The 19918-nt window shown below is 55.8% G+C and carries 16 protein-coding genes and 1 pseudogene; 8 read left to right on the top strand and 9 right to left on the bottom strand.

The features are described from left to right. Positions 1-248 precede the first annotated feature (248 nt). Positions 249-1373 (bottom strand): cell division protein ZapE, encoded by a 1125-nt coding sequence (gene zapE, locus ACMGGE_RS19155; protein ID WP_420294054.1) that lies wholly within the window; start codon positions 1371-1373, stop codon positions 249-251. A 189-nt stretch (positions 1374-1562) separates the two neighbouring features. Between zapE and zapG the strand changes: the two genes are divergently transcribed. From zapG to degS, 3 genes are all read left to right on the top strand, one after another. Next, positions 1563-1961 carry a Z-ring associated protein ZapG gene (zapG, locus tag ACMGGE_RS19150; RefSeq protein ID WP_008502832.1) on the top strand — a complete coding sequence of 133 codons (399 nt, stop codon included), beginning with the start codon at positions 1563-1565 and terminating at the stop codon, positions 1959-1961. A gap of 171 nt (positions 1962-2132) precedes the next feature. Next, the gene (degQ, locus tag ACMGGE_RS19145; protein ID WP_045910128.1) at positions 2133-3500 is read left to right on the top strand and encodes a serine endoprotease DegQ; all 1368 of its coding nucleotides are present in this window, start codon (positions 2133-2135) and stop codon (positions 3498-3500) included. Positions 3501-3591: 91 nt separating this feature from the next. Then, complete coding sequence (degS, locus tag ACMGGE_RS19140) at positions 3592-4659, top strand: outer membrane-stress sensor serine endopeptidase DegS (RefSeq protein WP_008502834.1); 1068 nt, start codon at positions 3592-3594, stop codon at positions 4657-4659. A gap of 56 nt (positions 4660-4715) precedes the next feature. Here the strand turns inward: degS and mdh are convergent. After that, positions 4716-5653: pseudogene (gene mdh / locus ACMGGE_RS19135) on the bottom strand (malate dehydrogenase). 397 nt (positions 5654-6050) lie between these two features. Here mdh and argR point away from each other — a divergent pair. From argR to yhcN (ACMGGE_RS19120), 3 genes are all read left to right on the top strand, one after another. Then, complete coding sequence (gene argR, locus ACMGGE_RS19130) at positions 6051-6521, top strand: transcriptional regulator ArgR (RefSeq protein WP_008502836.1); 471 nt, start codon at positions 6051-6053, stop codon at positions 6519-6521. A gap of 375 nt (positions 6522-6896) precedes the next feature. Beyond that, positions 6897-7160, top strand: coding sequence for a peroxide/acid stress response protein YhcN (gene yhcN, locus ACMGGE_RS19125; protein ID WP_045910130.1), 264 nt, complete (start codon positions 6897-6899; stop codon positions 7158-7160). A gap of 110 nt (positions 7161-7270) precedes the next feature. After that, a complete protein-coding gene (yhcN, locus tag ACMGGE_RS19120) occupies positions 7271-7537 on the top strand; it encodes a peroxide/acid stress response protein YhcN (protein WP_008502838.1) in 267 nt (88 codons plus the stop codon). 61 nt (positions 7538-7598) lie between these two features. Here the strand turns inward: yhcN (ACMGGE_RS19120) and ACMGGE_RS19115 are convergent, their stop codons facing one another. The 5 genes from ACMGGE_RS19115 to aaeX form a co-directional block, all read right to left on the bottom strand. Next, on the bottom strand, positions 7599-7871 hold the full coding sequence (locus ACMGGE_RS19115; RefSeq protein ID WP_008502839.1) for a barstar family protein: 273 nt from the start codon (positions 7869-7871) through the stop codon (positions 7599-7601). 45 nt (positions 7872-7916) lie between these two features. After that, entirely contained in the window at positions 7917-9371 is a 1455-nt protein-coding gene (locus tag ACMGGE_RS19110; protein WP_032664520.1) for an NAD-dependent succinate-semialdehyde dehydrogenase, read from the bottom strand. 90 nt (positions 9372-9461) lie between these two features. Beyond that, a complete protein-coding gene (gene aaeB, locus ACMGGE_RS19105) occupies positions 9462-11429 on the bottom strand; it encodes a p-hydroxybenzoic acid efflux pump subunit AaeB (RefSeq protein ID WP_045910132.1) in 1968 nt (655 codons plus the stop codon). 5 nt (positions 11430-11434) lie between these two features. Further along, positions 11435-12367: a p-hydroxybenzoic acid efflux pump subunit AaeA gene (gene aaeA / locus ACMGGE_RS19100; protein WP_023309394.1), complete on the bottom strand. Its 933-nt coding sequence runs from the start codon at positions 12365-12367 to the stop codon at positions 11435-11437. 7 nt (positions 12368-12374) lie between these two features. Then, positions 12375-12578 carry a p-hydroxybenzoic acid efflux pump operon protein AaeX gene (gene aaeX, locus ACMGGE_RS19095; protein ID WP_003860416.1) on the bottom strand — a complete coding sequence of 68 codons (204 nt, stop codon included), beginning with the start codon at positions 12576-12578 and terminating at the stop codon, positions 12375-12377. A 179-nt stretch (positions 12579-12757) separates the two neighbouring features. Between aaeX and aaeR the strand changes: the two genes are divergently transcribed. Beyond that, complete coding sequence (gene aaeR, locus ACMGGE_RS19090) at positions 12758-13684, top strand: HTH-type transcriptional activator AaeR (RefSeq protein ID WP_023309395.1); 927 nt, start codon at positions 12758-12760, stop codon at positions 13682-13684. A 219-nt stretch (positions 13685-13903) separates the two neighbouring features. Continuing rightward, positions 13904-14518 carry a YagU family protein gene (locus ACMGGE_RS19085; RefSeq protein WP_252073655.1) on the top strand — a complete coding sequence of 205 codons (615 nt, stop codon included), beginning with the start codon at positions 13904-13906 and terminating at the stop codon, positions 14516-14518. Positions 14519-14566: 48 nt separating this feature from the next. On the opposite strand, the gene tldD is transcribed toward ACMGGE_RS19085, so the two are convergent. Both tldD and yhdP read right to left on the bottom strand, forming a co-directional pair. Next, positions 14567-16012 carry a metalloprotease TldD gene (gene tldD, locus ACMGGE_RS19080; protein ID WP_045910133.1) on the bottom strand — a complete coding sequence of 482 codons (1446 nt, stop codon included), beginning with the start codon at positions 16010-16012 and terminating at the stop codon, positions 14567-14569. Positions 16013-16096: 84 nt separating this feature from the next. Further along, a complete protein-coding gene (gene yhdP / locus ACMGGE_RS19075) occupies positions 16097-19900 on the bottom strand; it encodes an AsmA2 domain-containing protein YhdP (RefSeq protein ID WP_420294053.1) in 3804 nt (1267 codons plus the stop codon). Between the last annotated feature and the right edge of the window lie 18 nt (positions 19901-19918).

The raw sequence follows: 19918 nt of genomic DNA, 5'->3' as shown, positions 1-19918 counted from the left end.
CAGTTGAGGTTCACACGACAAAGTCCGGCAAACCTACCCCTTCGAATAGCTCATGCCGACACATAGAAAGTTTCGGGAAAAAAACCTTCTCGTAACGTGGGGTCGCAAGATTATAGAGAAGTTGAGGTCAAAGATCGACCCTTAAATGTGATTTGGAATGGGTTTTTCGAGGGGGCTGAAAATGCCGGGTGGCGGCTGCGCCTTACCCGGCCTACAAGGCTCCCTTCTCAGGGAGAGGGTGGCATTTGTTACGGCATATGCTCCAGCTTCAGGTATTCCTCGCTCTGCATCTCCTGCAGACGAGACAGGCAGCGCTGGAACTCAAACTTCAGCCGCTCGCCCTGGTAGATCTCATATAAAGGAACCTCGGCGCTGACCACCAGCTTGACGTGGCGCTCATAAAACTCGTCCACCAGCGCAATGAAGCGTCGCGCCTCGCTCTCCATCAGCCGCGTCATCACCGGTACATCCAGCACCATCACGGTGTGGAACAGACGCGAAAGCGCAATGTAGTCGTGCTGGCTACGAGCATCAACACAGAGCGTCGTAAAGGAGACCGCCAGCGTTTGGTTTTCAACGCCGAGCGTAGGCAACGGACGATGGTTAATCTCAAGTTCCAGGGCGTGCTCGCGTTTTGCTCCCGCCAGCGCCAGCCAGAGTGTATCCATCTCGCGGGTGGTCTCTGCATTTAACGGCGAGAGCCACAGGTGCGCCTGGGTTAACGTGCGCAGACGATAATCGACACCGGCATCAACATTCATAATGTCGCAGTGCTGCTTAATGGCGTCGATGGCGGGCAGGAAGCGTGCCCGCTGCAGGCCGTTGCGGTACAGCTCGTCCGGCGGGATATTCGACGTGGCCACCAGCGTAATCCCGCGGGCAAATAACGCCTTCATCAGGCCGCCTAACAGCATGGCATCGGTGATGTCAGACACAAAAAATTCATCGAAGCAGAGCACGTCCGTTTCCGCCTTGAACCGGTCGGCCACAATCTCCAGCGGATCGCTTTTACCCTGCAGCGCAGTCAACTCTTCATGCACCCGCAGCATAAAGCGGTGGAAGTGCAGACGCTGTTTACGCTCCCCCGGCAGGCTCTGGTAGAACATGTCCATCAGCCAGGTTTTTCCGCGACCGACCCCGCCCCACATATATAAACCGCGCACCGGCGCGTGAGCCTGTGGCGCTTTTTTTCCGAGCAACCGCCCAAATGCCGCCTTTAGCCCGCCATTCTGTTCGGTTTCAGCGGGTTTGGCCGTGAGCTCCTGATAAATCATCTCCAGACGGCTTACCGCCTCACGTTGAACGTCATCCGGCTGATGGGTACCCTCGTTAAGGGCCAGTTGATATCGCGATGCAGGGGACAGGTTTTGCATAATCTTATTGTTATTCCTTCAATTAACGCTCACCAGCAGACGTGACTGATGAAAAAAAGGCCGTTCTACACTACGCGATGATACGTCAGGATTCCACTTCTACGGAAATAGCGGTTATAGTGGCATTATCAGGCACAGGCAGGAGCCGAGCCAACACCCTACGGAACAACAAGACAACGGGAGAAGTTCATGACCTGGGAATATGCGCTAATCGGTTTAGTCGTCGGCATCGTCATTGGTGCTGTGGCCATGCGTTTCGGTAATCGCAAATTGCGTCAGCAGCAGTCACTGCAGTACGAACTGGAAAAGAACAAAGCCGAGCTGGAAGAGTATCGTGAAGAGCTGGTCAGCCATTTTGCCCGTAGCGCCGAGCTGCTGGACAACATGGCGACCGACTATCGTCAGCTGTATCAGCATATGGCAAAAAGCTCCAGCAGCCTGCTGCCGGAAATGACGGCGGAAACCAACCCATTCCGCAACCGTCTGGCAGACTCTGAGGCCGGTAACGATCAGGCGCCCGTTCAGATGCCTCGCGACTATTCAGACGGCGCGTCCGGCCTGCTGCGTGGCGGTGTAAAACGCGATTAATCGCACAACCTGAATTTATTTTACGGGCGCAGCGATTGCGCCCGTCCTTTCTTCATGACCCCAGCTATCATTTAGTTAAACACCTCATTGTTCAGCGGTTTAAAATTCAATAACATCAACGTGTTTTTGGGGCCGTTTTTCCTTTATTCCAGGTTACGAGAGTCAACATCGATGAAGAAAAAAAACCAGCTGTTGAGCGCTATCGCGTTAAGTGTCGGGTTATCTCTCTCGGCGTCCGTTCCTGTATTTGCCGCCATTCCCTCCCAGGTGCCTGGCCAGGCGGCCATTCCAAGCCTTGCACCCATGCTGGAAAAAGTGTTGCCTGCGGTCGTCAGCGTTCAGGTTGAAGGCACGGCGGTACAAAGCCAACGCGTCCCTGAAGAACTGAAGAAGTATTTTGGTGATGAGTCTCCCGACCAGCAGGCCCAGCCTTTTGAAGGCCTGGGGTCTGGCGTCATTATCGATGCGGCAAAAGGATATATTCTGACTAACAATCATGTCATCAGCCAGGCCGATAAAATCAGCGTCCAGCTAAACGATGGCCGCGAATTTGATGCCAAACTGATTGGCGGCGATGACCAGAGCGACATCGCGCTGCTGCAGGTGCAAAACCCGAGCAACCTGACCCAGATTGCCATCGCGGATTCCGACAAACTGCGCGTCGGCGACTTTGCCGTCGCCGTAGGCAACCCCTTTGGCTTAGGGCAAACCGCCACCTCCGGGATCGTCTCCGCGCTGGGACGTAGCGGCCTCAATCTGGAAGGGCTGGAAAACTTTATCCAGACCGATGCCTCAATCAACCGCGGGAACTCCGGCGGGGCATTGCTCAACCTTAACGGTGAGCTGATTGGGATCAACACGGCGATTCTGGCCCCGGGCGGCGGCAGCATTGGGATCGGTTTTGCGATTCCCAGCAACATGGCCAAAACGCTGGCACAGCAGCTCATTCAGTTCGGTGAAATCAAACGCGGGCTGCTGGGTATTAAAGGTATGGAGATGAGCGCGGATATCGCAAAAGCGTTCAACATCAACGTTCAGCGCGGGGCGTTTGTCAGTGAAGTGCTGCCTAACTCCGGCTCGGCAAAAGCAGGTATCAAATCGGGCGATGTGATCGTCAGCCTCAACGACAAGCCGCTGAGCAGCTTTGCCGAGTTGCGCTCGCGGATAGCCACCACCGAACCCGGCGCCAAAGTGAAGCTGGGTCTGATCCGTGACGGTAAACCGCTGAACGTTGAAGTGACGCTGGATAAGAGCACCTCCTCCTCTGCCAGTGCGGAGCTGATCGCCCCGGCGCTGCAGGGTGCGACGCTGAGCGATGGACAGCTGAAGGACGGTACGAAAGGCATTCGCATCGACACCGTTGAAAAGAGCAGCCCTGCTGCTCAGGCCGGGTTGCATCAGGAAGATGTGATCATTGGCGTAAACCGCAATCGCGTGCAGTCCATTGCCGAACTGCGCAAGGTGCTGGAGAGTAAACCAGCGGTTATTGCCCTGCAGGTCATGCGCGGCAATGAGTCTATCTATATTCTGTTGCGCTAAGCATTTGCGACCCGGACATCACCGCTGCGTGTGATGTCCGGATAACTCATGTTATGCTGCAAATCGTTCCTTTTTTAACGACACGCGCATCATGCTTTTAAAGCTCTTACGTTCTATTGTCATCGGTTTGATTGTCGCTGGCCTGCTGCTGCTGGCGCTGCCGTCTTTACGTCAGTTCAATAAACTGTCGGCTCCCCAGTTCGATAGCACGGATGAAACACCGGCCACCTATAATCAGGCCGTCCGCCGAGCCGCACCTGCCGTGGTTAACGTCTATAACCGTGGTCTGAATACCTCAGCTCACAACCAGCTGGAGATCCGCACCCTCGGCTCCGGCGTGATCATGGACGAGCGCGGCTACATTATTACCAACAAGCACGTGATAAACGATGCCGACCAGATCATCGTCGCCCTGCAGGATGGCCGCGTGTTTGAGGCATTACTCGTTGGCTCTGACAGCCTGACCGATCTCGCCGTCCTGAAGATTAACGCCACGGGCGGTTTGCCGGTCATCCCGATCAACCGTAAACGTACCCCGCATATAGGCGACGTCGTCCTGGCGATTGGTAACCCTTACAACCTGGGCCAGACCATCACTCAGGGGATCATCAGCGCGACCGGCCGTATTGGTCTGAACCCCTCCGGGCGGCAGAACTTCCTGCAAACCGATGCCTCCATCAACCACGGTAACTCCGGCGGTGCGCTGGTCAACTCGCTGGGCGAACTGATGGGCATCAACACCCTGTCGTTCGATAAGAGTAACGACGGTGAGACGCCGGAAGGGATCGGCTTTGCCATTCCGTTCCAGCTGGCGACCAAAATTATGGATAAGCTGATCCGCGACGGACGCGTGATCCGTGGCTATATCGGTATCGGTGGCCGCGAAATTGCGCCGATGCATACCCAGGGTGGCGGTATCGATCAGATCCAGGGCATCGTGGTGAACGAGGTGGCGCCAGGGGGTCCGGCGGCCAACGCAGGGATTCAGGTCAATGACGTCATTGTGTCGGTCAACGGCACGCCAGCGGTTTCTGCGCTGGAGACGATGGACCAGGTGGCAGAAATTCGCCCGGGCTCTATCATCCCAGTTGAAGTCATGCGCAACGATAAGAAACTGACGCTGCAAGTCACCATTCAGGAATACCCGGCAACAAACTGACAGGCATAAAAAAACGGAGCGATAAGCTCCGTTTTTTTGCCGGGGGACGGTTCGTATTACTTGTTAACGAACTCTTCACCCAGGGTGATATCTTTCTTCAGCGTATCCAGCATGCCTTCCATCGCGTGTTGCTCAAACGCGCTCAGCTTGCCAATGGATTTACGCTCTTCGATACCATTTTTACCCAGCAGCAGCGGCTGAGAGAAGAAGCGAGCGTGTTCGCCATCGCCTTCAACGTAAGCGCATTCAACAACGCCTTTCTCGCCCTGCAGCGCGCGAACCAGTGACAGACCGAAACGTGCAGCCGCCTGGCCCATAGACAGAGTTGCAGAACCGCCACCCGCCTTCGCTTCCACCACTTCGGTGCCCGCGTTCTGGATGCGTTTGGTCAGGTCAGCCACTTCCTGCTCGGTGAAGCTTACGCCTGGGATCTGCGACAGCAGAGGCAGAATGGTAACGCCAGAGTGACCGCCGATGACCGGCACTTCCACTTCTGTTGGCTGTTTGCCCTTCAGCTCAGCAACGAAGGTGTTGGAGCGGATGATATCCAGCGTGGTTACGCCGAACAGTTTGTTTTTGTCGTAAACGCCCGCTTTCTTCAACACTTCTGCCGCGATAGCAACGGTGGTGTTCACCGGGTTAGTGATGATACCGATGCATGCTTTCGGGCAGATTTCTGCAATCTGCTGCACCAGGTTTTTCACGATGCCCGCGTTGACGTTGAACAGGTCTGAACGATCCATGCCTGGCTTACGCGCCACGCCTGCAGAAATCAGCACCACGTCGGCACCCTGCAGTGCAGGACGCGCATCTTCACCGGAGAAGCCTTTGATTTTTACAGCAGTTGGTATGTGGCTCAGGTCAACCGCCACACCTGGGGTTACCGGAGCAATATCGTACAGGGAGAGTTCGAGCCTGAAGGCAGTTGGGTTTTCAGTAGTAGGGCAAGCGCCTGGCCGATACCACCAGCAGCGCCGAGGACTGCGACTTTCATCCTAAACTCCTTATTATGGTTAACTTAAGTATCTGTAAATCCGTTGCGGCGACCATAATTCAGCAAGTAAATAATTACAATTTTCGTAGCTAAAGAATTTGAGGTCACGCGACTTTATCTCTCTTCAGAAGACGCTCTGACGACAGACGGCGACGAATTAAGAGGTGGTTACAATACACCCTGCCCCACCACCAAAACAACATCATTTTGATAACATTTAATTTACTTTTAAGCTTATTTGCGCGGCGTGACCCAGGCATGTTTTCTGATAACGAATTCTGATAAAATCACTCCCTTTCATAACATTATTTCAGCCTGGCGCTGAGTAGATAATTTGCATAAAAATTCATCCACATGCATAATAATGTTGTTTCTATCGTCATATTCCGGGTGACTTATGCGAAGCTCGTCTAAGCAAGAAGAATTAGTCAAGGCGTTTAAAGCGCTACTTAAAGAAGAGAAATTCAGTTCTCAGGGAGAAATTGTTCAGGCGCTGCAGGAACAAGGCTTCGATAACATCAATCAGTCGAAAGTCTCCCGCATGTTAACGAAATTTGGCGCGGTGCGTACCCGTAACGCCAAGATGGAGATGGTCTATTGCCTGCCGGCGGAACTTGGCGTGCCGACCACCTCCAGCCCGCTGAAGAATCTGGTTCTGGATATCGACTACAACGACGCCGTTGTGGTGATCCACACAAGCCCTGGGGCCGCACAGCTGATTGCCCGCATGCTGGACTCGTTGGGTAAAACAGAAGGCATCCTCGGGACTATCGCCGGCGATGACACCATCTTTACCACGCCGGCTAGCGGTTTCTCCGTTAAAGATCTCCACGAAGCGATTCTGGTTCTGTTCGAACAGGAACTCTAATCCCCTTTCCCCGTAGCGCCGCTGCGGGGATCGTTCTGCCCCCACGCCGTTTCCCCCTCTTTTCCACTGCCCCTGACTTTGACAAATAGTGCTTTTTACCACCCATTAACATTCATCTGGTGAATGCTAAATCAAAAAATCGCACAAAAAATCAAAAGCTGATATCCATATGATTTTATTAGATATAACCAACATAAATGCGCAAAAAATGCCCAATATTATGCAATTTGGTTATAAAAAACTGAGTGGTTAACACGTAATAACAATAGAAACCATTAGTCTGGTATTAATTTTTACCGTTATTAGTGTATACTTGATTTTGTGATGAGGGTCACGAAACAAGACCCCACTAAAAAATTCGACGAGGTAAAAATCATGAAAATCAAATCAACTGTAGCGGCGCTGAGCGTCCTGTCTGTCCTGTCATTCGGTGCTTTCGCGGCTGACGCTATCAATGCTGATCAGGCGCAATCACGCGAGACCATCGGTACGGTTTCTGTCGGCGCGGTCGGCACATCGCCAATGGACATGCGTGAGATGCTGAACAAAAAAGCGGAAGAAAAGGGTGCGTCATCCTACCGCATCATCGAAGCGCGTTCTGGTGCCCACTGGCACGCCACCGCTGAGCTGTACAAATAAGTTTGAGCAATAACTGAAAACGTAAATCTCCACTCAACGGCACCAGGCATAAAAATAGCGGTTCAACCCTTCTCGCCGTTGAGCAAAAACCCTATTCAGGAGTAAAGACTATGAAAACCAAATTGATCATCGCAACCCTCGGTCTGGCATCTGTTCTCTCTTTCGGCGCAAGCGCAGCCGTGCAGCAGGTGAATGCCGACCAGGCACAAAATCTGCAGCCTATGGGCAGCATCTCCGTGACGTCTGTTACCGGCTCTCCGATGGATATCCGTCACGAACTGGCTGCCAAAGCTGAAAAAGCAGGTGCCAGCAGCTATCGCGTCACCGAACTGAATCAGGGTGACCACTGGCATGCAACTGCAGAACTGTATAAATAAACCCTCGTCGTATCTCATCATACGACTTGCCCCTGGCCTCATAGTCAGGGGCTTTTTTCATTCAGTGCCGCGCGTTAAAACGCAGCTGCCCTTCCAGCTCTTCTTCCGCTTCATCGAACAGTAATATCAGTGCGCCAAAGCGTCTGCGCAGCTTATCGGGCAAATGAATGAACTCAATTTCCAGCGGTAGCGGCAGCAGACTCCCGGTCACCACGTCCCACAGCGTATCCAGATTCGTCACGCTTTCCCGTTCAAGATCAAACACCCGGATAAATTCACGGTAGAAGTCTTCCTGACTGTCGATCTCGTCAAAATCAAAAGTATAGGTTTTCATTGCCAGCCACCCAGTCCAGGCGAGCGGCAGATGCCGCCCTGTCTATTATAATCCCCCGATGTGAAGGGTTTTCACTTCCAGGTACTCTTCCAGGCCCAGCACGGAGCCCTCACGACCCAGGCCTGACTCTTTTACGCCGCCAAAGGGCCCCAGTTCCGTGGAGACGGCACATTCGTTAATGCCGATCATCCCACTCTCGATCGCCTGGGAAACGCGGAAAACACGTGAGAGATTCTGGGTATAGAAGTAAGCCGCCAGCCCATAGGGCGTGTTATTGGCACGCTGGATAACTTCATCTTCCGAGGTGAAACGGAAACATGCCGCAACCGGGCCAAACGTCTCTTCTTCTGCCAGCTTCATGCCTTCATGGCAGTCGCCCAGCACGGTTGGCATCCAGAAATTCCCGCCAAGCGGATGGGGCTTACCCCCTGCCAGTACGGTTGCCCCCCGTGAGACGGCATCGTCGACATGCTCACGCACCTTGTCGACCGCAGCAGATTCAATCAGCGGCCCGACGACAACGCCCTCGTCAAGGCCATTCCCCACCTTGAGCGCCTTCACGGCATCGGCAAGTTTATTCACAAACTTGTCGTAGACGGTTTCCTGAATATAAAAACGGTTCACGCTGACGCAGACCTGCCCGGCATTGCGGAACTTGTTGGCAATCGCCCCCTTCACCGCCGCGTCGATGTCTGCATCCTCAAAAACGATATACGGGGCATTTCCCCCCAGTTCCATCGAGACTTTCTTCATGGTTTCGGCAGCATTACGCACCAGCGTTTTGCCGACGGAGGTCGAGCCGGTAAAGGAGATTTTACGCACGTCTCGGCTTGCCATGATCGCATCGCTGATTTCATGCGTATTCCCGGCCACGGCGTTGAGCACGCCGTCGGGCACGCCAGCCTGTTTTGCCAGGGTAAGCAGCGCAAAGGCACTGAGCGGCGTGTTATTGGCCGGTTTGATCACCCCGGTACACCCTGCAGCCAGCGCCGGGCCTAACTTGCGGGTGAGCATGGCCATCGGAAAGTTCCACGGCGTTATCGCCGCGACCACGCCAATGGGTTCACGGGTCGCCAGAATGCGCGAGCCGGGTTTGATCGGCGGAATAATTTCACCGTTCGCGCGCTTGGCCTCTTCGGCAAACCACTGGATAAAGCTGGCAGCGTACTCCACCTCGCCTTCGGCCTCTTTCAGCGGCTTACCCTGCTCGGTGGTCATTAACTGCCCGAGCCAGCTTTTATTCTCAATGATCAGTTCGTACCAGCGATAAAGAATCGCCGAGCGCTCTTTCGCGGTTTTGGCACGCCAGGCCGGGAAGGCTTTGGTGGCCGCTGCGATAGCGTCTTCGGTTTGTGCTTTACCCGCTTTGGCGACTTTCGCGATGACTTCCCCGGTTGCGGGGTTAAGCACATCGAAGGTCGTGTCCAGCGTTTTCCAGATTCCGTTGACCAGATAACCGGTCTGAAAAAGGATGTGATCCTGAAGCGCCTGGGTCGTCATGTGTCCTCCCTTCCTGAAATGTAAGAACGTGCTGGAATAAGTATAGCCACAAAAAAACCGACGCTTTTGGCATCGGTTTTTTTACTTCGGTCAGCTATCCGTGAGGGCATTCTGGTAGCGATGCAGCATAAACACCAGCCGTCCTACCGGCTCGGTCACCTGTGGCGGCGCTTCCCAGGTTTTAAGCTTCTCCTGGTAGATATCCAGCTCTTCAAGCAGTTGCGTAAAGTAGCGACGTCGTTTGTCATCACTGCTGGCAGAAAGCACGTGGTCAGCGGTACGACGCAGCTGGCGGTGCCAGGCCGACAGATCGTCGTTGATCGGCACCGGTGCGTTACGCAGACGCTGGTGTGCAATGATCATGGTCAGCGCCAGCCGGAACTTGCCGATATCGCCCGGGAACTTGTTCAGCAGTAAAAACAGCTGCTGGTAGAGCGCGGGCAGATGGTTCTCTTTACGGCGCGCGGTGTTGGTTGTCATCGACGACACGGCGGCCGACACAAACTGGTTCAACAGCACGCGGCCCGTTCTTGCCTGCGAATTATCGCGGACCAGCAGAATCACCATCATTGCCAGGAAACAGCCCACCAGCTGACCTAACGCGCTGTCGAGGAACTGGCTGAAATGGAAGGTCATCGGGTTATCGAGCACAATGATGTTAATCGTACTTGCCAGTGCCCCCAGCGATCCCAGACGTCGCTTTTGCACTTCAATGCCGATAAAGAACGCCATCACCGCCAGACTAATACAGAGCAGCAGCATGCTCTGCTGCGTCGACGGGATGATGACCAGAAAGTAGAGCGCGCCTATCGGCAGGGCGGCAATGGTGCCGTACAGGAAATCGATGGCGACCATACGCGGATTAGGCAGACGCATCGCCAGTGCGGTCACGACGGCAATCATCACCATCGCGCCGCTGCCGGACGTCCAGCCCGTCCACAGCCAGAACAGCGTGCCGAGCATACAGGCGAGCGTCGTACGCCAGAAGTTAACCATCGCGTGATGGCGCTCGGCGGATTCCGCCTTGATCACCACTTCGCCCTGCAGCACCTCTTCTTCCGCCGCGCTGATTTTGGTATTCCCGATCACGCCGCGTTTCAGCAGCAGGTAGCGCGTCGCGGCGCCGACCCAGGTGTAGATGGTTACCGGCGTGTCGCGCTCCCCTGTCCAGGCGATCACCCTGCGCATACGCTTCAGCTGCTTGTGCACGTCCTGCACCGTTTCCACCGGCTCGGCGAACAGTTCGCGGAAGGTATCGGTGACCGCTTCCGGGCGCGTGTTCTGTATCAGATAGGTTTCACATGCCTGGGTAATCAGCGTTAACGAGACCGTATTAAGAGCTTTCAGACGACGGTTAGCGCGGGCCCAGCGTGACGACTCCATATTGAGATTGCTGCGCATCCCCTCCAGCGCCTGCGTGCGGCGAACCAGCCCGCTCCAGGCTTTATCCACCTCTTCGCTGTCGCCGTGCTTGATGCAGAGCTGCATCAGCTGGTACTGAGCGACAATCAACGCGTCAAGCTCACGGTCGACTTCCTGCTTGATGGAGCGCGGGGAGAACAGCAGGTCCGCGACAATCGCACTCACGATTCCAATGACAATTTCGCTGCACCGCTCCACCGCAAACTGCGGAGCCAGCAGCGGCTCGGACTGGATGGTGATGATAATAATCAGCGCGGTATAGCCCGCCAGCCCCCAGGCGTAGGAGTTCTCCACTTTCACCAGAGACGAGATCCAGGTGCAAAAGCCCGCCCAGATACAGCACACCATCAGCATCAGCAGCGGCGTGCGGATCATCAGAATAATAATGGTGAGCGCCGCAAAACAGCCGATAAACGTCCCGATGATACGCAACATTCCGCGATAGCGGATCGCGCCTGAATAGGGTTCCCCACCCGCAGCAAAGGCCGGGCCCGCCGCGACAATCGCAGCCGTCAGCACTGCCCAGCGAGGGGTTTCAAGCTGGAAGTGAAAGCCAACAAACAGCGCCAGCACAATGGCACACGCCAGCTTCACGGCGAAGCGAATGTGCTGGCTGGCGATGGAAAAGATGCCCATAGCGATTAACCAAACTCGCGCAGACGGTGGGCGATTTTACGGAAGAACGAGTCCTGGCTGGCATCCCGATCTTTTTCACCGGTAATCACCACTGTCGCCGTGGTACCCGCAGGCCACAGGTTGCCCTGCTGTTCGTCCAGATGGATACGGACCGGCACGCGCTGGGCCAGACGCACCCACTCGAGATTGGAATCCACCGTTGCCATCCCTTTTGCATCGTTCGAGCTGCTGGAGTTAGTCACCCCTGCGGCGACGCTGTCGACGGTACCTTTAAAGACGCGGTTGCTGCCCAGCGGCGTGATTTCTGCCCGGTAGCCCGGACGTACGCCTTCCAGCTTGGTCTCTTCCATATAGGCGAGTACGTAGAAGGAGTTCTGTTTCACCAGCGCCACGGCGGTTGAGCCACGGGTAATAAACTCCCCGGCATAGACGTTAAGGTTGGTCACCCAGCCATCAGACGGTGCGCGGATCACGGTACGCTCCAGATCGAGCTTCGCCAGATCGCGCGTTGCTTGTGCTTTCGCCAGCTGGTGCAGCACGGTTTGCAGCACGTTGTTGGACTGATCAATCTCTTCACGGGACATAGCCTGAACACCAAGCTGGTTACGACGGCCAGCTTCTCGGCGTTTCTCCGCAGCCAGCGCCTGGTAATAGGCCACGTCCGCTTCCGCCTCTTCCAGTGCTTTCTGGTAACGAGGCTGGTCGATGGTGAACAGAACCTGATCTTTTTTCACCAGTTGGTTATCGTGTACGTTGACCGCCGTGATGAGACCGGCCACGTCAGGGGCGATCGCCACCACATCGGCGCTGAAGCGTGCATCACGCGTCCACGGTGATTCGGTGTAATAGACCCAGGCGCGGAAAATAGCGATGAAGGCGAGGATAACCAGCGCCATGGTGATGGCAGTGCGGGAGATTTTTCTTGTTAGCGTTTTCACATCAACCTCAGACAAACATGCGCGATATCAGGTAGAACAGGCAGCAATACAGCGCGGTATTGAACAATGCAGGGTGCCAGACGAAATCGTAGATCCCGGTAGGGACCAGCACCTTGCGCACCAGCCAGAAGATCGCCAGTGATAAAAGAAGCTCGAAAAATATCGGTGGGAAGGACAAACCGAACACCACGATAACGGGAAACAGACTCATGTTGACCTTGATTAGAGAGAGTGCAGGCTTCAGAATTTTTTAGCGCACGCCATCGCAGGAGAGCAAGAAACGCCGGGCGAGAATGGCGCAGCCGTTATGTAATAAATAATATATTAACGTAACTGTTATGCTGTTATCTATAATATGTGATCTAAATCACTTTTAAGCCAGAGTGAACAATGGAACGTTTAAAACGCATGTCAGTCTTCGCCAAAGTGGTTGAACTGGGCTCCTTTACCGCCGCTGCACGCCAGCTTCAGATGAGCGTCTCATCCATCAGCCAGACGGTGTCTAAACTGGAAGATGAGCTTCAGGTCAAGCTGCTCAACCGCAGCACCCGCAGCATTGGGCTGACGGAAGCGGGCAAAATTTACTATCAGGGCTGTCGCCGTATGCTGCTTGAAGTGCAGGATGTTCACGAACAGCTCTACGCCTTCAACAACACTCCCATCGGCACGCTGCGCATCGGGTGTTCTTCAACTATGGCACAAAATGTTCTCGCTGCCATGACGGCGGATATGCTGAAAGAGTATCCCGGGCTTACCGTTAATCTGGTGACGGGTATCCCGGCGCCGGATCTGATAGCCGACGGTCTGGACGTGGTGATCCGCGTCGGCGCGCTGCAGGATTCCAGCCTGTTCTCGCGTCGGCTGGGCAGCATGCCGATGGTCGTCTGCGCTTCGAAGAGCTATCTGGCCCAGTACGGTGTGCCGGAGAAACCCGCCGACCTCACCAACCACTCGTGGCTGGAGTACAGCGTGCGGCCCGACAATGAATTTGAGCTGATTGCCCCGGAGGGGATCTCCACCCGACTGCTGCCGGAAGGACGGTTTGTCACCAACGATCCGATGACCATTTCGCGCTGGCTGGTAGCCGGCGCCGGGATCGCCTACGTGCCGCTGATGTGGGTGATCAACGAGATCAACAGCGGCGTGCTGGAGATCCTCTTCCCGCGCTACCAGTCCGATCCGCGTCCGGTGTACGCCCTGTATACCGAAAAAGACAAGCTTCCGCTGAAAGTCCAGGTATGTATTAACTATCTGACCGAGTATTTTGTGGACGTGGCGGAGCTGTTTCAGGGGATGCGGGGAAGAAGAAAGGAATAATCCATTTATTTCTGAACGCATAGAGGCAATGAATATTCCCAGGATGAATCTCTTGTTGATTCAGGAATATTCCTTCGCCACTATCAGGAATAGAGAATTGACACTGCCGCTACCAGCCCATTACTTTATATGCAGTCTGCTCGTCAGACTGTTATTAATTTGTTGCTGATATGAATAATAAAATGTATTCCGCAGGATGACGTTAAACAAGGAAAAGAAATGAATCTATTTGAACAAACATCGCCTTCACGCAGGCGCTATGGACTCGCCGCGTTCATCGGTTTAATTGCAGGGATTGTCTCCGCGTTTGTTAAATGGGGAGCCGAAGTACCGCTTCCGCCACGCAGTCCCTCCGACTTATTCACCGGTGCATGTGGACCCGAGCAATTAATAAGAGCCGCAAGCCAGATTGACTGTTCCCGCAATTTTTTAAACCCTCCCTATGTATTTTTACGCGACTGGCTGGGCGTTGTTGATCCTAACGCGGCAGTTTATACATTTGCCGGGCATATATTTAACTGGGTTGGCGTGACGCATATTATTTTCTCAATCGTCTTCGCTGTTGGCTATTGTGTCGTGGCTGAAGTCTTCCCGAAAATTAAACTCTGGCAGGGTTTGCTGGCGGGTGCGTTAGCTCAGCTCTTTGTGCATATGATCTCCTTCCCGCTGATGGGGCTGACGCCGCCGCTGTTTGAGCTGCCGTGGTATGAACACGTTTCAGAGATCGTAGGCCATCTGGTCTGGTTCTGGTCGATCGAAATTATTCGTCGTGACTTGCGTAACCGCATCACACACGAGCCGGATCCGGAGATCCCGCTGGGTAACTTACGTTAAAAAAAAGGCGCTACATCAGTAGCGCCATTTTTTTTATGCCGCTTCAGGTCAGGCAGTGCCGCCTACCGTCAGGTTGTCCACTTTCAGCGTTGGCTGGCCCACGCCCACCGGCAGGCTCTGGCCCTCTTTACCGCAGACGCCCACGCCGTTATCCAGCTTCAGATCGTTACCGACCATCGAGATCTGCTGCATGGCTTCAATACCGGAGCCAATTAGCGTCGCACCTTTCACCGCTTTGGTCACTTTGCCCTTCTCAATCAGGTACGCTTCTGAGGTAGAGAAGACAAACTTACCGGAGGTGATGTCCACCTGGCCACCGCCAAAGTTTGGCGCAAAGATACCGTAATCAACGGATTCGATAATCTCCTGCGGCGTGGATTTGCCCGGCAGCATATACGTGTTGGTCATGCGCGGCATCGGCAGGTGCGCGTAAGATTCGCGACGTCCGTTGCCCGTCGGCGCGACGCCCATCAGGCGCGCGTTGAGTTTGTCCTGCATGTAGCCTTTCAGCACGCCGTTTTCAATCAGCACATTGTACTGACCTGGTGTACCTTCATCGTCGATAGCCACCGAGCCACGACGATCAAGCATGGTGCCGTCATCCACCACGGTGCACAGCTCAGAGGAGACGAGTTGCCCGATCTGACCGCTGAACACGGACGTCCCGCGACGGTTAAAATCGCCTTCCAGACCGTGGCCCACCGCCTCGTGCAGTAACACACCCGGCCAGCCGGCACCCAGCACCACCGGGAATGACCCCGCCGGTGCCGCGACGGCATTCAGATTCACCAGCGCCATACGCACGGCTTCTTTTGCCCACGCGTCAGCGCGCGCTTCACCGTCAACGTCGCCCAGGAACCAGTCATAGCCAAAACGACCGCCGCCACCGCTTGAGCCGCGCTCGCGTTTGCCGTCCTCATCGACCTGCACGCTGATGGAGAGACGCACCAGCGGACGGACATCAGCCGCCAGGGTGCCGTCCGTTGCCGCCACCAGAATCAGTTCATACACACCGCTCAGGCTGGCTGAGACTTCCTGCACGCGTTTGTCCGCCGCGCGGGCGACTTTGTCCACGCGACGCAGGATATCCAGCTTCTCTTCACGGCTCATGCTCTGCAGCGGATCGATGCTGGTATAGAGCGCAGAGTGCTGCACTTCTCCCAGCGTTTTCACACGTCCATCACCGGTATCACGCACAATGGTGCGCGCCGCCTGCGCGCTCTGCTCAAGTGCGGCGAGGCTAATCTGATCCGCATAGGCAAAACCGGTTTTCTCGCCGCTGACGGCGCGGACGCCGACGCCCTGGTCAATGTTGTAAGAGCCATCTTTGATGATGCTGTCTTCTAAAACCCAGGATTCGTGATAGCTCGACTGGAAATAAAGGTCGCCGTAGTCGAGACGGCGTTCGGTCAGTTGACCAAGAATGGAGAACAGGTCCTGATGGCTCAGGCCGTTCGCTGCGAGCAAATGTTCACTTACCAGGTTCAGACTCATCGTATTGCTACTCGTTCGTTGCCGCCCGTGGCGGTATAAAGATCGTATTTATTGAGAGTGAGGCAATTACCTGCCCACGTCAAATCATTGCTGTGCATCTTTGCGCGGCTGGCGCAGCACCTCGTTAATCTGCGGTTTATCGATCGGACCGGTAATGCGGTAGCGCAGAATGGAGACCTTGCTCCACAGCGGCCCCAGCACTTTGCTGGCGGCAAACACCGCCGCACCGACAATCGGGTTCACCACAAAGGCCGCCGCAACGCCCACGCTCGCGGAAATTTCCGGTGCCACCACGGCTTCCATATCCAGCTCGCGGCGCACGAGGTTAACGGAGCCTTTCATGGCAATGTCCGCTTCCAGGCCATCCACCAGCGTATCGTCCGTATGCAGAACGCCGTCCTTGATCCACGCCGTACTGCGGATGGAATCATAGTAGAACCCTTCGCTGAAGGTATCGCTGAAATCGAAGCGCAGCTTGCGCAGCAGCGCATCAAAGCTGAGGAGGCGCAGGATCTGGCCGGCGCGCCCCGTGCTCACGTCGGCGATCTCACCTTTGCCGAAGTGGGTTTTCAGAATGCCGTTCAGCGAGGCTTCATCCGGCTTCCACGGTGCGTCGCGCCAGTGAAGATCGTAATTAACGTCAAATGATGAACCGCGCAGCGGCGTGCTGATGCCAAAGAAATTGGCTGCTGCATCCAGTTTGTTGCCTTTAATGTCGCCCTTGAGGGACGTCCGCTGCTCGCCCGGATTATTCACCCATTCCCCGCCCGCCGTCATGCGGCCAAAGCCGGTATCAACCAGGCCGCCCGAGAGCGTAAGCGTGTTTCCCTGGATGGCAAAATCACCGTCGATGCGGCCATATTTCTGCCCCCACAGCCAGCACTCTGCACAGCGCAGCTGGAGATCGGGCCAGCCGCTAAAATCGACGCGGGAGATTTGACTCAGCGGCGACGTCGCAGCCGGTTTGTCTTTCCCGCTCGCGGCGCTTGCCGGGTTGTAGTAGAGGTAGCGGATCGCCGCCTGCCACGGCGCGTGATTGCGCATGGTCAGCGTACCGTTGATCTCTCTGCCCTGGGCTTCCACCTTCGTACCGTTAGCGCCAGGCTGTGAGACGATGCTCAGGTTGTTCCACTGCTGCCCGCCGAGCATCAGCGACGGCGTGCGTATGGTAATGGCTTGCGGGAACTGGGCGGTTTCATCGACGTTTTGCCCAACGCCTTTCTGGAACAGCGCCAGCCACTCTGCACCGTCCATCGGCGGAAGATTCAGCTCAATGCCCGCCTGCTCCGGTAGCGGTGGCGTGGAGCGGCTATCCGTCGTCCAGATGGCTTTGTCGAGGGTGAGCTTGCGGTTAAGCAACCAGCGGCTGTTGAAGTGGTTCGTCCCGCCCGCGCTGCCGGTCAGCGCGAAGCTGTTCAGGTTGCCATCCACGTTCAGCTTCACCGGCAGCGGCTGTCCGGCCTGTTTATCCAGCGGCGCAGGCAGCTGGCTGTGAAGGTTTTTCAGATCGCCCGTGATGTCGACCTTGTACTGGGCACCCGCGTGATAAGGCAGGTCTATTGCCACTTTACCTTTCCAGGCGACCGCGCCCTCCACGGACGCCTCAATCGGTTTCGGCAGGACGTCCATTCGCGCTGGCTGCCAGTTGCCGTCCAGATTGACGGCCACCTGATACGCCTTTTCACCCTCTGTGGTCGTGAAGTCAATATTCACGGGCTGATTAAACCAGCTGGCGGTAAGCGGTTCGCTCTTCAGGTTGCCGTTCTCAAAGCTGAACTGCCCGCTGAGATTTTTCAGGGTGCTCTCAAGGGGTTTGATGTACAGACTGTTGTTCTTCAGACGGACGTCGCCTTTCGCGGTGGTCATCTCACCGTCCAGCGGGATATCAAGATGTAAGCGAGCATTCACATCACCATCAAGCTGGAGCTGCTGAAGCGTCGCGGCCAGCGACTCTTTGAGAGGGGTCTCCTCAAAGTACGGTCCCACCGCCTTGCCGGGACCGTTGATGTCGGCATCAATCAGCAGCTTCTCTTTTGAGTAGTCCGGAATGTTGGCCGTCAGGTTGCTGGCCGTCACGCCCCCCAGCGCCACGCTGTCGGACTTCATCCACAGGCCGTCATTGAGGAAATTAAGTTCGATATCCAGGTTTTTCAGCGCGGGCCAGCCCGGCTGGAACGCGAAGGTGGCGTCATGCAGCGGCACCAGAACCTGGAACTGACCTTCATTATGTTTGTACGGGAACAGATGGGGATTACCGCCGTAAACCAGCGTCGCATTATCCGCCTGACCGCCCTGAATCGCACCGCTCAGATAGTCTACCAGCGCTTTCCCCATCAGGTTTTCCGGGAAATAGCGCCAGGCCTGGGAGCCGTCATCGGTACGGATCCCGGCCAGAATCCCCAGCCACGGCTCATCCCCTTCAGGCTGCAAATAGCGGAAATCGCCACGCGCATGCACCGCTTTCGCTTTGACGTCGATATGCCGGCCATCGAGCTGGAAACCCTTGTCGTTACGGAGCCAGTTAAGCACTGCGTTGCCCTGTTCGATTTCCAGCGGCGCGCGGAAGACCGTCTCGTAAGGCATTTTGGCGTCGTGCATATCAACCGTCAGCCTGCCGTTCTCCACGCTGCCTTCCAGCTTGCCACTAAAGTGCTCCGCACCCGGCAACAGCTTCCACTGCTTCCAGGCAAGATCTTTCCATGTCGCCTGGAAACGGGTTTTTTCCGTCGCCTGAAGCGGGATATCCAGCGCCAGAGAATCAATCTTTCCGCTCGGCTGCGTAGCCAGCCAGATCTCGCCCAGGTCAGGAGAGAGCTTTGCCGCCATCGAGCGCAGCCCTTCAATAGCGGCCAAATCCAGGTTACTGGCACGGATGCGCAGCTCGTCGCTGCGTTTACTGGCCGTGCCGCCAACGTCCTGCTCCGGCATCCAGGCCAGCGTCAGCGCACCGCGCGGCCACGGCTTGCCGTCCATCGTGATGCGCGTATCGGGAATGGCAAACTGCCAGCCCTCTTTCTCCTGCGTCACGTGCGCGGTGAGGTTATCGACGGAAAGCTGATGCTGCTGGTTTTCACCTTTCCAGCTCGCGCCTCCCTGCTTGAGCCAGATATCGCCGCTGGCAAATTCGCCTTTCGTCAGGGTCAACCAGCCTTCAAGACTGAAGCGGGCCGTTTCCAGCTGCATATTTTGCTGGAGCCAGTCGCCCAGCCACGGCTTGACGTCCACATCGTCGGCCTGCAGCCAGACTTTGCCGTTATTTAACAGGCCGTCATCGTCGCGCAGATCCATACGCACCTGCATCACGCCGTGCTGGCCGTTCAGGCTTGAGAGATTGACCTGCCCCTCGGCGCGGTGCCGATCCTTACCGTTGAGCCAGGTCAGCTGCGGGATCGCCAGCTCGGCGCGCTGGCCGGAAAGGGTAATAAAGCTCACTTCGCTGTCGCGCAGATCGAAATGATCGAACTGGCGGAGGAAAAGATCGCTGAAGCGGTTGGCTTCAAGACCCTGACCGCTATCGCCGCCAGACAGCGGCGTATTGGTCAGGAACTGGAGCTGATAAAAAGTGAGATCGCGAAACTGCCAGCGCAGATGCAGCAGGCTTTGCCAGACGTCCAGCGCCAGGGTCACGCGTTTGATTTTCAGGTAGCCGCCATCTTTCAGGCTGGCGTTGATATCCCGGACATCGAGCGTCGGGCCAAAATTCTGCCAGCTAGCGCTGACCTGGCTGACGTTCACCGGCACGCCGGTGGTGGATTCGATTTTCGCCAGCAGCTGCGGACGCCAGCTGTCCAGATGCGGTAAAACGAGGCGTAGCCCGCTCACGAGCAACGCGACAATCACGACCAGCGTTGCCCCTGTAAGCAATAAAATCCCCGGCAATCGCCTCACGCATCTCTCCTTGTCAGC

The organism is Enterobacter sp. BNK-22 (assembly GCF_048684805.1).
Lineage (GTDB): Bacteria > Pseudomonadota > Gammaproteobacteria > Enterobacterales > Enterobacteriaceae > Enterobacter > Enterobacter quasiroggenkampii.
The sequence above is the reverse complement of the archived record's forward strand: the minus strand, read 5'-3'. Positions and strand labels throughout refer to the sequence as shown.